Below are 13,355 nucleotides of genomic sequence, written 5' to 3'. Positions count from 1 at the left end.
AAGTTCATTGTACTTCATCAAAGCGCTTTCCTCCCGACACTGACCCTACGGGTACAGTGCGGGGCTCCTGCGATTTCTAGCTGATACTCGACTGGAATCTGGTTCAAGTTCAACTTTCAATACAACTTTTTTCAATACAACTTTCAATACAGAGGGTCTGGTCTGTCCCAGGCCCTTTTTGACTGCCACTTAGGGAGATTCCCAGGGTTAACCCCGCTCTCGCATGGCTTCGGCCAGCAGCTGGGCCACTTCTGGTCGAGAAAACTCCGGCGGGGGCACTTCACCGCGGCGCAGCATTTCCCGCACCTTGGTACCTGAGAGGTGAATGCGCTGGTGAGGCTGGCTGGGGCTGGTCTTGGCCGTGGCCATGGTGCCGGTGACGGTGCAATAGAAAGCATGTTCAAACTTCAAGGGAATGATGCCCAGCTCCCCCGGCTGGAACTCATCGAAAATGTGTTGGGCATCGTAGGTACCGTAGTAGTTCCCCACCCCGGCGTGATCCCGCCCCACAATGAAATGGGTACAGCCATAGTTTTTGCGAATGAGAGCATGGAAAATAGCCTCGCGGGGGCCGGCGTAGCGCATCGACGCAGGGTTGATGGCCAAGATCACCCGCTCCTTGGGGTAGTACTTTTCGATCAACACCTCGTAGCAGCGCATACGCACATCGGCGGGAATGTCATCGCTTTTGGTAGCCCCCACCAGCGGGTGCAAAAATAGCCCGTCCACAATCTCCAAGGCACATTTTTGGATGTATTCATGGGCGCGGTGGATGGGGTTGCGGGTTTGGAAGCCTACAATGGTTCTCCAGCCTCTTTCCCGAAACAGTTGCCGCGATTGGGCCGGATCGATCTGGTAGGCCGGAAAAAGAGGGTGGGGATCCCGCTGCAGGAGGGTGACGGGGCCGGCCAAATAGACGGATCCCTGCTCGTAGAGCACCTTTACCCCTGGATGCTGCTCATCGGTGGTGCGATAAACTTGCCGGGCTTCGTATGTTTTATCGTAGGTGAACTTCTCGGTCAGCTCCAGTAAGCCCAGGATCTTGCCCGCGGAGCTGGCCAAGGCGATCATTTGCCCCTCTTTCAGACCCGCTGCCACTTCCGAGGAGACCGGCAAGGTGACCGGCAGCGACCAAGCCAAGCCATTGGCCAGGTGCATCGTTTCCAGAACGGCCTGGTAGTCTTCCCGCCCCATAAACCCCGTTAGCGGGCTGAAGCCCCCGATAGCGATCATCTCCAGATCCGATTGGGCCCGCTCGTCGAGATAAAGAATGGGGCAATGTTCGGCTTTGGAACGCAGCTCCTGCGCCTGCTCAGGCGGGGCAATGCGGTTGATCAGGGTGCCCCCGTGGGGCGGAATGGCATCACCAGCAGGGAGAGTCGATGGAGATTGGCTCATGGGAAGGGCAGCGGGAACAAAGGTTATCCAATCCAATATCCAACTATCGGATCCCGGATCCCCAGAAAGTGGGGAAGAAAGCACAGGTCGGGCTGAAAGCAGGCGGGAGCAGAACAGGTGGAGACCCCATCCAAATCACGCCCTTAGGGATCCCCTCCATCCCGGTTAATCCAACAAATAGGGGGGCATGCTTTCATCGGTGGCTGATACATTGTCGAAGATGGGCCGATTCATGATCTTCTTTTGCGCGTGCAGAGGCGAGGATTGGGGTTTGGGCTGAATGATGGGGGCTTGCTCTTTGGGTTTCCGTAACTCCTGGATGGTTTTGGCCCGCTCGTCCGCAACCGCTTGCAACTGCGCCAGCGCCTTTTGCAATTCGTCCCGATGGGCAGTAACCTGCTGCAATTGAGCTTGCAGGGTAGAGACTTTGTTTTGGTAGTCTTGCAAGAGTTGTTGAGCTTCGGCCAGTTGGCTTTTGAGGGCTGCAATTTCCGGCAATTCTGGGGTTGGTTCTGGGGGAGACTGAGAAGACATCGTTGTCGGCTCCTCGCCTGTGGGAGTAGACTCTGCGGAGGTGGGCTCTGAACTGGTTTTAGCACCGGCCTTGCGCCGAATTCCGCCGGAGCGGCGGGAAGTTTCCCCCGACGAAGGAAAGAGGCTACGGTCAGATCCGGTCACAAGAGCACCTCGCGTTCAACAAACTGTAGCAGCCGCTGACACACCGCCGATCCAGGCCGATAGTCCATCACCGTCAAGCCGTAGTCAAAGGCGATGCGCAAATCGCTGCTATCTGGAATAGTAACGGGTGAAAGCACATCCGCAAAAATCTGTTGCGCTTGCACATACAATTGCCCGGTATGGGATCCCGACCAAATGCCCCCCGGCAGATAGCGGTCGTCCAGCATCGTCAAAACGGCGCGGGCGTGGCTGAGCTGGCCTTTCAGGGCCTCAATGTAGCGCAAGGTTACTTCCGTGCAGGAGAAATCGGCGCGGTTGAGCCGTGTCGGGATCAACACCCGCTGGGCCACCCGCAGGGCATTGGCGGTGAGGGCATTCAGTTCTCCCGGCGTATCGAGAAAGATGAAGTCGTAGTCCTGCAGCAGGGGATCCAGTTGGCGCTGCAACAGATTCTGCCCCATCTCTCCGACAGCAGCCAGTTGGGCCGCCACTTCCGCCATGGTGCTGTGGGAGGGCGCCACATCCACTCCCTTGTCCGTGCAGTAGATCACCTCTTCCAGAGGACGTTGGTGCTGCGGGTGTAAGCTGGCCCAAGCCGTTTCCAGTGCCGCCAGGGATCCGGCCCCTTCCAGGTAAAGGTTGCTGGCGGTGGCCTGGGACGTGAGATCGATGAGCAAAACTCGGTATCCCCGCTGGGCCGTCAACTGAGCCGCGTGGACGCAGAGGGTGGACTTGCCGGTGCCCCCTTTGTTGTTGGTAAAGGCCAGGATGCGCGCCATCAGCTCTCCCTGCATTCTGTCTTGCCAACTTGTTCCCCTTTCTGAGCAGCCCGGCCAGATCCGACAGGACAGTCGTTGAGGTGGCCCCGCAGCAGTCTATGCTATTGGGTGTAGCCTGGTGGAGGACAACCATGCGCGATGTACTGGCGATCATCTTGGGAGGTGGGCGTGGCACCCGACTTTATCCCCTGACCAAGCGCCGCGCCAAACCCGCTGTGCCCCTGGCCGGCAAATACCGCCTTATCGACATCCCGGTCAGCAACTGCATCAACTCCGACATCGAAAAAATCTACGTCCTCACCCAGTTCAACTCTGCCTCTCTGAACCGCCACATCGTCAACACCTACCGCTTGTCTCCCTTTACAGGCGGCTTTGTGGACGTTTTGGCGGCCCAACAAACCCCTGACAATCCCGATTGGTTCCAAGGCACCGCCGATGCTGTCCGCCAATACCTCTGGCTGATGGACTCCTGGAAGCCGCGGGACTTCCTCATCCTATCTGGGGATCACCTCTACCGCATGGACTACCGCCCCTTCATCCAGCATCACCGGCAGGTTGGGGCCGATGTGACGCTGGCGGTGCTCCCCTGTGAAGAAAAAGTGGCCTCGGGTTTTGGCTTGCTCAAGCTTGGCGAGAACGGTTGCATCGTCGATTTCAAGGAAAAGCCAACAGGAGATCTGCTGAAAGCCTGTCAGGTGGACACCCAAGCCCTCGGCCTCAGCCCGGAAGAAGCCAAAGCCAAGCCCTACATCGCCTCCATGGGCATCTATGTATTCAAGCGAGAAGCTCTGATCGAGATGCTCAAAGTCAAGGAGCACACCGACTTTGGCAAAGAGGTGCTGCCGGCAGCCATCGGCAAGTACCATCTGCAAGCCTACCTCTTCAAGGGTTACTGGGAAGACATCGGCACCATCGAGGCTTTTTACCGGGCCAACCTGGCACTGGTGCAGCAGCCCAACCCGCCCTTCAGCTTCTTCGACAGCGAAATGCCCATCTACACCCGCCCGCGCTTTTTGCCCCCCAACAAAATCCTCGACTCCCAGATTGTCAACTCCATGATCGCCGATGGCTGCATCATCAAAAACGCCCAAATTCGCAACTCCATCATCGGCATTCGCAGCCGCTTGGAGGCCAACACCATCATCGAAAACACCCTGGTGATGGGAGCCGATTACTACGAGTCGGCAGAAGAGCGACAGGCCAGGCTAGAGGAAGGGATCCCACCGGTGGGCATCGGGGCCAACTCCCACATTGTCAACGCCATCGTGGATAAGAATGCCCGCATTGGGCGCAATGTCCGCATCCTCAACAAGGATCACGTCACCGAAGCGCAGCGGGAAGAGGAAGGGATCTGGATCAGCAACGGCATCGTCACCATCATCAAAGACTCGGTGATCCCGGACAACACCATCATTTGAGGGGGAAACAGGCCGGCCCTGGCCGAGAAGGGGGCAGGATGGGGCTGACAGGCCCTTGCGCAGAAACGGCGAGGCTTTTTCTGTTAAGATGGATACCGAGAGCTTCAAAACAAAAGACTGTGAGATCGCTGGAGTGTGTTTAGTAGAATTTCATCCGTTGCCGCTTTGGAAGTTTACGATCCGCAATTGATCTGCCGCTATTACCGCTGGCGCCTGCCCCAAGTGATCGGTCGGGCGCTGGCCATTCTCTGGCCTTTCTTGTGGTTTGTCCTCTGTTTGCGCTGGGATCAACTGTGGGGACACACTGATCGCAATGTGGGACGGCGCTCGGTGCAGTTGCGAAAGCTGCTCACCGACCTGGGGCCAACGTTCATCAAGGTGGGTCAGGCCCTCTCCACCCGCCCCGATCTGGTGCGCAAAGACTACCTAGAAGAACTCACCCAACTGCAAGATCAACTGCCGCCATTTCCTTCCGAGCAAGCATTTGCCCGCATCGAATCCGAGTTGGGCCGTCCGATTGCCGAGATCTTTGCCCAGATCTCTCCAGAGCCAGTGGCTGCTGCCAGTTTGGGCCAGGTTTACAAAGCGCAGTTGCACAGCGGCGAATGGGTGGCGGTGAAGGTGCAGCGACCCCATCTGCGAGAGCAGTTGAGCCTGGATCTGTACCTGATTCGCTGGGCCTCGACATGGCTGGGCCCCTGGCTGCCCTTAAACCTGGGCAGTACTTTGACGGCGGTGGTGGATGAGTTTGGCCGCAAGCTTTTTGAAGAGATCGACTACCTGCACGAAGGGCGAAACTGCGAGCGCTTCGCCGAATACTTCCGCGACGATCCGGATGTGTACGTGCCGCGCATCTTTTGGGCCTACAGCAGCCGCCGGGTTCTAACCCTGGAGTGGATCGACGGCATCAAGCTGACGGATGTGGAGCGCATTCGAGCAGCCAACCTGGAAGTGAAACAATTGGTGCGCATCGGGGTGGTTGCTGCCCTCAAGCAATTGCTGGAATACGGCTTTTTCCACGCGGATCCCCATCCGGGCAACCTGTTCGCCCTGGCCGATGGTCGCTTGGCCTACATCGATTTCGGCATGATGGATCAGCTTACCGAGGAAATGAAGGAGTACTTGGTGGATGCTCTGGTTCACCTGGTGGATCGCGACTACAACGCCCTGATCGATGACTTTATTCATCTGGGCTTTTTGCAGTCGGATGTCGGCCGCCAAGAGCTGATCCCCGCCTTGGAAAAGGTGCTGGCAGACGTGCTGACCCAAGAGGTGGTCAACTTTAACTTCAAAACGGCCACAGATCAGTTCTCCGACTTGATGTACCGCTACCCCTTTCAGGTGCCCTCCCATTTTGCTCTGGTGATCCGCTCTTTGGTGACCCAAGAGGGAGTAGCCCTCAGCCTCTATCCCCAGTTCCGCATCGTCGGTGTGGCCTATCCCTATGTGGCCAAGCGCCTGCTGACGGATGAATCGCCGCGTATTCGCCAACGGCTGCTGCAAGTGTTGATCAAGGATGGTAAGTTCCGCTGGAACCGCCTGGAGAACCTGATTCAAATTGCCCGCAGCGATGGGGGATTGGATTGGTTACCCACCGCCCAAACGGGTTTGCGCTACCTGATGTCGGAAGAGGCCCGCGATCTGCGTCGCCAGTTGGTGCTTTCCCTCACAGAAGATGATCGCCTTCACTTTGAGGAGCTGCAGCGTTTGTGGCAGTTGCTCAGCCCTGAACTTTCCCCGGCTTACCTCTGGCAGGCAACGCTGAGATCCCTACCCTCGACCGGCGATCTGCAACACACGTTTGCCGAGTTGAGGGAGCAGGTGCAAGCCCATCTGGAACATCTCAGCCGCTGGCGGCTACCTCAACCTTGGTCGGATTTGCTGGCAGGAGTGGGACAGGAAAGGTAGAACGGAAGAAGATGACTCAAGTTTATTGTTATTGAGCTGGACAAAAGCGTGGCAGATCAGAAAGGTGACTTCATTGCGGGTGTAGTGACCGGCGCCCTGTTGGGAGGGATCATCGGCGGGGTCATTGGGTTTGTGCTTGCCCCTCGACTCAGCAAGGGATCCGCCGAAGGCCAACGCCGGGATCCGGATCGTCTCAACGGCACCTCGGTAGCCCCTGAACGACCGCGCCTCAGTGCTTCGGGTGAGTCGGCCATGTCCAGCGACTGGAGGAAGTGGGAAAATGAGGCAGAACGCATTGCTCAAGCCCGCCGCACTCTAGAGGCCAAGATTGCCGAGTTAAACGAGGCGATTCAGGCCATGCGCACGCAATTGCTCGTCAAGGAAACCTCTTCCAGGGCTGTTGAGGAAAAGCCTTGAGCAGGGGATCCCTGTCCATGCCAAACTAGAGGCGGCAGCGGCTTTCCTCTCTAGGTTCTGCCATCCTCTCTCGGCTGAGTTGCGATCCTGGGCCAGGTCTGCCTCTGGCGAAGGTGCTTCAGCTTAATGGATGTTGAGTTGATCGAGTTGTTTCCCTACTTTTCCCAACCATGATGCTCAGTCACTTGTTGTCTCCTCTCGCTTGGGTGGACGGCCTCTCCCTGGGGTTGATCTACGGCACTGCCGCGTCTTTGCTGTTCCGCTCCCTTTACCAGTTCATTGTCATTTACAATGCTCTGCTGATCGTGCGGATTTTGCTGAGCTGGTTCCCGCAACTGAACTGGTCTAACCCCATCCTGTCGGTGCTCAGCCAACTCACCGATCCCTATCTCAACCTGTTCCGCGGCATCATCCCCCCCATTGGCGGCTTGGACTTTTCCCCCTGGCTGGCCTTCATTTTGCTCAGTTTTGCCATGCAGGTGGTGGGCCAGTTTGCCTAGCCGCTGTAGCACTGGATTCCTCCTGAGGGGCTCGGATCCCCTTAAGATTGGGAGTCACTTTTTCGTTGCCCGCCATGCAGATCCCCGGCGTTGCCCACTACTGGCTGCTGAATGCTCAGGTTCCCCTGTCGGTACTGAAGGAGGCGGTGCCAGGAGCTGTTCCCAACCGCGATAACCTGGTGTTGCTGGATCTGGAAATCGAAGGGGGGCAGATCCGCCAAATCCGGCTGGCAACAGGGATCCCGCCCCAGGGGATCCCCAGCGTGGATCTAAGGCGGGGCCAAGTGTGGCCCTGCTTTGTGGACATCCATACCCACCTGGACAAGGGACATGTGTGGCCGCGCACCCCCAATCCCGATGGTACCTTTGCCGGGGCGAGGCAGGCCGGCCAGGAAGATTGGGTGAAGATGAAGCAAGCCTATGACGGGGATCCGGAGCAGTTTCGGGAGGATCTCTACCGTCGCTTCAGCTTTGGTTTGCGCTGCAGCTATGCCCATGGATCCCAGGCAGTGCGCACCCATCTGGTCTGTGAGAATCCTCAGGTTATGGGGGCCAGCTGGGAGGTGTTTGTTCAGCTGCGCCGAGAGTGGGCGGGCAAGCTGGAACTCCAGGCGGTCACGCTTTTGAGCTTGGATGCCTTTCTCACCCCTGCAGGGGAAAAGCTGGCGGACAAGGTGGCGGAAGTGGGCGGGATCCTGGGTGGGGTGGCGGCGATGGGGCCGGAACTGGATCGGCAATTGGATCGGGTGTTTGCCCTGGCCAAGGAGCGGGGCTTGGCTCTGGACTTTCATACGGATGAGACGGATGATCCGGGATCCCTCACATTGAGACACGTAGCAGCGGCGGCCTTGCGCAACGATTTTCCCCATCAGGTGGTGTGTGGCCATTGCTGTAGCCTGGCCGTGCAACCGCCGGAGGTGGCCCACAAGACTATGGCCTTGGTCAGAGAGGCGGGAATTGCCGTGGTCAGCCTGCCCATGTGTAACCTATATTTGCAAGCCCGTAACCCCGGCCATACCCCCCGCTGGCGAGGGGTGACGCTGCTGCATGAGCTGAAGGCTTTGGGCGTGCCGGTGATGATAGCCAGCGATAATTGCCGGGATCCCTTCTACGGCTTTGGGGATCACGACGGCCTGGAGGTGTTCCGGGAGGCCACCCGCATTTTGCACCTGGATACCCCCTATGGGGATTGGCCACAGGCGATTACCACCACCCCTGCCCGCATCATGGGCTTGACCGAGCGAGGGCAAATTGGGGTGGGCTTGCCGGCAGATCTGGTGCTGTTCAAGGGACGTGGCTTTGACGAGCTGCTCTCGCGACCCCAACATGACCGGGTGGTGTTGCGTCAGGGGCAGGCCATCGACACGACTCTGCCGGACTACAGCGAACTGGACGACTTGATGGAGAAGGTGGGGACAGCGCTCAGCTCCGAGAAGTAGAGCGGGGTCACAGTCGTTTCAAGTTAGATTAAGACACTTCCCAATTGCTCCACGGTGCCGCCCCAGCGTTCCGCGCCGCTGCCACAACCACCACCTCCAGGCAAAGGGAGAGAGGAGCTAGTGCACAATGCTAAGGAAAAAGTTTCATTCCCGCTTAAAAATGACTATGCGGATTGTCCTCGAACTCCAGGGTGCAGAACTTTAAGGTTCGGCAGTTTTCCGCTACCGTGCGCCTCACGCTCTCCGGTAAGCCTTCCGGTATTTCCGCGTCGATTTCCAGGGTAATTTTGACAGTGGCTCCTGGCAGATTGGTCAGGTGCCGGATGACCTCGTCGGCAAGGGTTGCAACATCTCTGTTGACCCGCAGGGGATCCATTTCCACCCTGCCGTAAAATCGCCTCGGCAACGCCGGCTGGGAAACTTGATTTCCTTGATTCGTAACTGGGGAATCCTCCTCGCCGGGGCCAGGAAGAGGCGGAGTGCTGTCTGGGAAGATGCAGGGCGCCTTTGGGGAAGGAACTTGAAGGGCTTCCAATTGACGGCGGGCAACCTCTGGCTTGACCAGCAGGCTGTTGGAACCGATGCTGGGCTTGACTATGGCTGCCACTTGCAAGCCGAGGTATTTGCCTTTGGACTCATCGAAGGCCTCTGCGTAGGCAAAGCTATCCTCCCAAGCAGTTGAGGCTACCCCGTCTTCTACAGCTCTTAGAAGAACGGATGGGTCTTTCAAGCGGGGTAGGTAGAGGTACTGGGCCAGGCATTCCCACAGTCGTTTGAGATCGATGTGATCAGCCTCGCGCCAGAGGAATCTATCCAGCGTATCCAGGCGGAGGGTGATGGCAGAGTAAGCGGTAACCAGATCCCCCTCGTGGACAGCTTTGCGGCTGGCTTGCAAAATGGGGGAATCTTGCCCCTGCAGTCGGCATTCTTTCCACTCTAGACTGCCTTGGGGATCAGGCTGGGCTGGGATCAGCAGCCATTGATAGGTTTCCCGCAGAGCAGCCTCAACAGCAGCCTCGGATTGGTGCAGCTTGGTATTGGCTTGGGCGGTTTGGAAGGCATCTAGGTTGAGGAGATCTTTGTCTTCCAGGATCCCTTTCCAAGCTAGGTATTGGGCGGTATTGCGTTCTAGGCTTTCCAGGCGGGTTTTGTCGGGCGCCAAAAACAGCAGCATGTTCCTGTAGTAGCGGGGGCCGCTGCCGCGACGCTGGAGGGCCTGCTCAGCCCAGACTCGCCCAGGGCTATCCTGGCTACCCCGGCTATGGGAATACTGAGGATGCAGGATCACCAGCCGCACGCCTAAAGTGGGATCGTCGGGAATATCGGCAGTGGAGTCGGGGGCAACGTGAACGGCGCTGAACTCACCGCGATTTCTGTCGGCTTTGAGGCGCCGGATGATCTCTTGGCAGAGGGTGTGGGGCTCGTCCCTCAACAGTTGCTCGGCTCGCTCCTGAGCAGTGCGGTTGACGTTGGGCTGGGTGGAAATCCAGTAGCGACTGCCATCTCCGTATAGGTAAGTTGCCTGGTCGGATAGCCGCCGCAGGGCATCGCCGAAGGTGATGGGGTGTTCTCCCGGTTGCACGCAGCCCAGCTTGATGCGGCGCTCCTCAATGCCGCGGTTGGCGGCCCGCAGGGTGGGGGCGGATCCCATGTAGATGGTGCGGGCAACCCGGCGACAGGCGGAATACCGGCCCAGGTTGGGGTGATCTCGGTCGAGAGTCAGGGGCAGGGAAGTGGGGCCATCCACGTCTTTGTCGATTACCGGCAGCCAGTTGTCGTCTAGGTAGCGGGTCAGCTCTGCTTGTACCTGTTGATCGTCCATGGGGATGTGGGCGGGCAGGATCATCAGGCTGCGGTCATTTCGCTCCCAGAGGGTGTGGATGACCCTGGCCATCAGCCGTAGCACACCGCGGGTGCGTTGAAACTTGTCGAGAGTAGACCAGTCGGAGTAAAGGCGGTCAAACAGCTCTGGGTGAATGGGATAAGCAGCCTTGAGGCGGCGTTCGTAGTCACTTTCTTTGCACTCGCTGGGAAATTCCTGGCTTTGGCTGCGATAGAGATCCATGAACGCTTTCACCACGGCATCCCGCTGCACAAATAGCTCGGGATTGGTGAGGGGCTGAAACAGGCGGCGGCGGACAATTTCAAAGCTTTCTTCAGCGCTCGCGGGCCGCCAAGGGGATTCCACCCGGCCAATGGCATTTCTCAGGCGAACCAGAGCTTCTTTGCCCCGCTCCCCGCCAATTTCGATATCCGAAGAAGGAAGGCTCACCACCAGCAGTGTATCTTTTGCGTTCTTGGCCGATTCGCTCAGGGTTTGGGCAAAGGTAAACTGGGTGTCGAAACTGCCGCCGGCTAGGTCAGGGCTGTCGTGGAGTTGGCGAGCATAGGCCACCCACTCATCGATTAGGATCAGGCAAGGGGCATAGCGGTTGAACAAGACTTTAAGCGCATCGCCGGGGTTGGTGGAAGTTGCGTCGGCCTGCTGCACCCGCGCATAGCCTTCGGCACCTCCCAGTTGCCAGGCCAACTCCCCCCAAAGGGTGCGGATCAGGGGGCGGTTTTGCTGGGCGTGCTCAGGCTTGTAGGAGGGAATGCCGCTGGGCTGGAGCTTGTTCCCCACCAGGACGGCTATCCTGACGTTTTGAGGTGGTCTCTGCAGGCCGACGGCTTGGAGAAGAGACTCTGTGCCGGGTAGGGGGCCCTCACCCCTAGCCCCTCTTCCAAAGAGGTGGTAGAGGGCAAGCATGGCGTGGGTTTTGCCGCCGCCAAAGTTGGTCTGCAACTCTATCACGGGATCCCCCCCTTGGCCGCTGAGGCGCTTCAGGGCATTGGTGAGCAGTTGTTGCAATCCCTCGGTAAGGTAGGTGCGGCGGTAGAACTCGACGGGATCCCGGTACTCATCCGAACCTTCGCCCAGGTAGACTTCCCAAAGATCGGCGGCAAATTCGGCTTGTTGGAAGCGACCTGAAGCCACATCGGGGTGGGGAGTGGCAACCTCGCGCCAGGGCTTGAGGCCAGCCTGGGGCTGACCTTCTGTAGGGGATCCCATAGCGCGACGGCTTTCCCGCTTGGCCTGTTCTTCGAAGCGCAGTCGCAGTAGCTCTTGTTTTTGTTTTTCAACTTCGGCAGCTTGGGGGGCAGCAATGGCGCTCAGCAGTCGGGCAACGCTATCGAGGGCGCGATAGGCATCGTCAAAACCAAAAGTGCAGGTGTGGGCCCAGGTGTTGCGGGTATTGCGCAGCTCGCTGACTAGGGTGCGCTCCGCTTGTCCCAGAGTTTGCCTGAAGACGGTGTTCCACTGCTCCCACATGAGAGTCAGCAGCGCCAAAACATCTTCCTCCAGGATCTGCTCAGGACTTTTGAATTTGGGAGAGCTCTCGGGCAGGTTGTCGGCGACAACTGTCAGCCACTTCTCTCCATGGAAGGCTTGCATCTCCCGCACGACAAAAGGATAAAGCCCCTGCCGCAGAAGGTTGAGGGCGCGTCCAACTCGTTCGTGGTTGCTGATAGCCATAAGTGATTGAATGAAATTGAAGTTAGGGGGTGGGTCGATTATTTCCAGATTAAAGTGAGATCCACAACAAAGCCAGGGAGAACCGGATCCCCAGACAAGCTAGTAGGCCGCTCCAAAACTTGCACCAGCTGACCTGGGCGGTAGACGTAAACCCGCTGGCTTTCTGGATCGATCAGCCAGCCCAGTTGGGATCCGTTGTCTAGGTACTCCTGCAGCTTGGCCTGAAGGATAGCCAGCTCGTCAGTGGGGGACTTCAGTTCCAGCACAAAGTCGGGGCAAAGAGGAGCAAAGCGACGACGCTGCTCCGGGGTAAGCTGCTGCCAGCGCTCTTTGGCAATCCAAGCGGCATCGGGAGAGCGGATGGCCCCATTGGGCAGGGCAAAGCCCGCGGAAGAGTCAAAGACAAAACCTAAGTTCTTGCCTCGATTCCACTGCCACAGTTGGCCCAGCAGGTCGGCATTGCGGAATCCAGTTTCGCTGCCTGCAGGGGCCATGGCAATCAGTTCTCCTTGGGCAGTGCGTTCCAGGCGCAGCTCAGGATTCTGCCGACAAAGCTGCTCGAAAACTTCATCGGTTAAATTCAAAGCCGGTTGCAGGTTGAGGGCAATCATAAGCTTTGCCTGCAGAGCAACTCAGGGCCCGGGGGCGCTACTCCCAGATTAAAGTGAGATCCACAACAAAGCCAGGGAGAACCGGATCCCCAGACAAACTAGCAGGTCGCTCCAAAACCTGTACCGGCTGACCTGGGCGATAGACGTAAACTTGGCCCTTTTCTGGGTCAATTAACCAGCCCAGTTGGGATCCGTTGTCCAGGTACTCCTGCAGCTTGGCCTGAAGGATAGCCAGCTCGTCAGTAGGAGACTTTAGTTCCAGCACAAAGTCAGGGCAAAGAGGAGCAAAGCGACGGCGCTGCTCTGGGGTAAGCTGCTGCCAGCGCTCTTTGGCAATCCAAGCGGCATCGGGAGAGCGGATGGCCCCATTCGGCAGGGCAAAACCTGCAGAGGAGTCAAAGGCTACACCAAGCTGGGTTTGCCGGTTCCACTGCCAGAGCTGGGCGCTGAGGCTCAAGTTTTGACGGCTGCTTTCGCTGCCTGCAGGGGCCGTGGCGATCAGTTCTCCTTGGGCAGTGCGCTCTAGGCGCAGCTCAGGATTTTGCCGGCAAAGCTGTTCGAAAACTTCATCGGTTAAATTCAAAGCCGGTTGCAGGTTGAGGGCAAGCATCATCTTCTTTGGGCAAAACTCTCAGAGTACGTGGCCTATGGCTCGTATTAATTCCCTAAGATGGAGCGTATTTTTTGGCG

General features: G+C 58.1%; 11 protein-coding genes. 5 read left to right on the top strand and 6 right to left on the bottom strand.

Going from position 1 to position 13,355, the window contains the following annotated elements; all coding sequences use genetic code 11:
* Positions 1 to 207 precede the first annotated feature (207 nt).
* From sat to NW837_RS05425, 3 genes are all read right to left on the bottom strand, one after another.
* A complete protein-coding gene (gene sat, locus NW837_RS05435) occupies positions 208 to 1,398 on the bottom strand; it encodes a sulfate adenylyltransferase (protein WP_414329688.1) in 1,191 nt (396 codons plus the stop codon).
* Between the two features lie 165 nt (positions 1,399 to 1,563).
* Positions 1,564 to 1,932 (bottom strand): hypothetical protein, encoded by a 369-nt coding sequence (locus NW837_RS05430; RefSeq protein WP_414329683.1) that lies wholly within the window; start codon positions 1,930 to 1,932, stop codon positions 1,564 to 1,566.
* A gap of 140 nt (positions 1,933 to 2,072) precedes the next feature.
* Positions 2,073 to 2,855, bottom strand: a complete 783-nt coding sequence (locus NW837_RS05425; RefSeq protein ID WP_414329681.1) for a ParA family protein — start codon at positions 2,853 to 2,855, stop codon at positions 2,073 to 2,075.
* Between the two features lie 131 nt (positions 2,856 to 2,986).
* Between NW837_RS05425 and NW837_RS05420 the strand changes: the two genes are divergently transcribed.
* The 5 genes from NW837_RS05420 to NW837_RS05400 all read left to right on the top strand — a co-directional run bounded on the left by NW837_RS05420 (position 2,987) and on the right by NW837_RS05400 (position 8,537).
* A complete protein-coding gene (locus NW837_RS05420; protein ID WP_414329679.1) occupies positions 2,987 to 4,273 on the top strand; it encodes a glucose-1-phosphate adenylyltransferase in 1,287 nt (428 codons plus the stop codon).
* 135 nt (positions 4,274 to 4,408) lie between these two features.
* Entirely contained in the window at positions 4,409 to 6,181 is a 1,773-nt protein-coding gene (locus NW837_RS05415) for an ABC1 kinase family protein (RefSeq protein ID WP_414329677.1), read from the top strand.
* A 48-nt stretch (positions 6,182 to 6,229) separates the two neighbouring features.
* A complete protein-coding gene (locus tag NW837_RS05410) occupies positions 6,230 to 6,598 on the top strand; it encodes a hypothetical protein (RefSeq protein ID WP_414329675.1) in 369 nt (122 codons plus the stop codon).
* Positions 6,599 to 6,768: 170 nt separating this feature from the next.
* Positions 6,769 to 7,098, top strand: a complete 330-nt coding sequence (locus NW837_RS05405; protein ID WP_414329674.1) for a YggT family protein — start codon at positions 6,769 to 6,771, stop codon at positions 7,096 to 7,098.
* A 74-nt stretch (positions 7,099 to 7,172) separates the two neighbouring features.
* Complete coding sequence (locus NW837_RS05400) at positions 7,173 to 8,537, top strand: cytosine deaminase (RefSeq protein WP_414329686.1); 1,365 nt, start codon at positions 7,173 to 7,175, stop codon at positions 8,535 to 8,537.
* A gap of 154 nt (positions 8,538 to 8,691) precedes the next feature.
* Here NW837_RS05400 and NW837_RS05395 read toward each other — a convergent pair whose 3' ends face one another.
* The 3 genes from NW837_RS05395 to NW837_RS05385 are packed head-to-tail and all read right to left on the bottom strand — an operon-like array spanning position 8,692 to position 13,275.
* Positions 8,692 to 12,054, bottom strand: a complete 3,363-nt coding sequence (locus tag NW837_RS05395; RefSeq protein ID WP_414329672.1) for a Swt1 family HEPN domain-containing protein — start codon at positions 12,052 to 12,054, stop codon at positions 8,692 to 8,694.
* Between the two features lie 38 nt (positions 12,055 to 12,092).
* On the bottom strand, positions 12,093 to 12,665 hold the full coding sequence (locus NW837_RS05390; protein WP_414329670.1) for a Uma2 family endonuclease: 573 nt from the start codon (positions 12,663 to 12,665) through the stop codon (positions 12,093 to 12,095).
* 37 nt (positions 12,666 to 12,702) lie between these two features.
* Positions 12,703 to 13,275, bottom strand: coding sequence for a Uma2 family endonuclease (locus NW837_RS05385; protein WP_414329684.1), 573 nt, complete (start codon positions 13,273 to 13,275; stop codon positions 12,703 to 12,705).
* Positions 13,276 to 13,355 lie beyond the last annotated feature (80 nt).

This window comes from Synechococcus sp. R6-10, from assembly GCF_047461815.1.
Classification (GTDB): domain Bacteria; phylum Cyanobacteriota; class Cyanobacteriia; order Thermostichales; family Thermostichaceae; genus Thermostichus.
The sequence above is the reverse complement of the archived record's forward strand: the minus strand, read 5'-3'. Positions and strand labels throughout refer to the sequence as shown.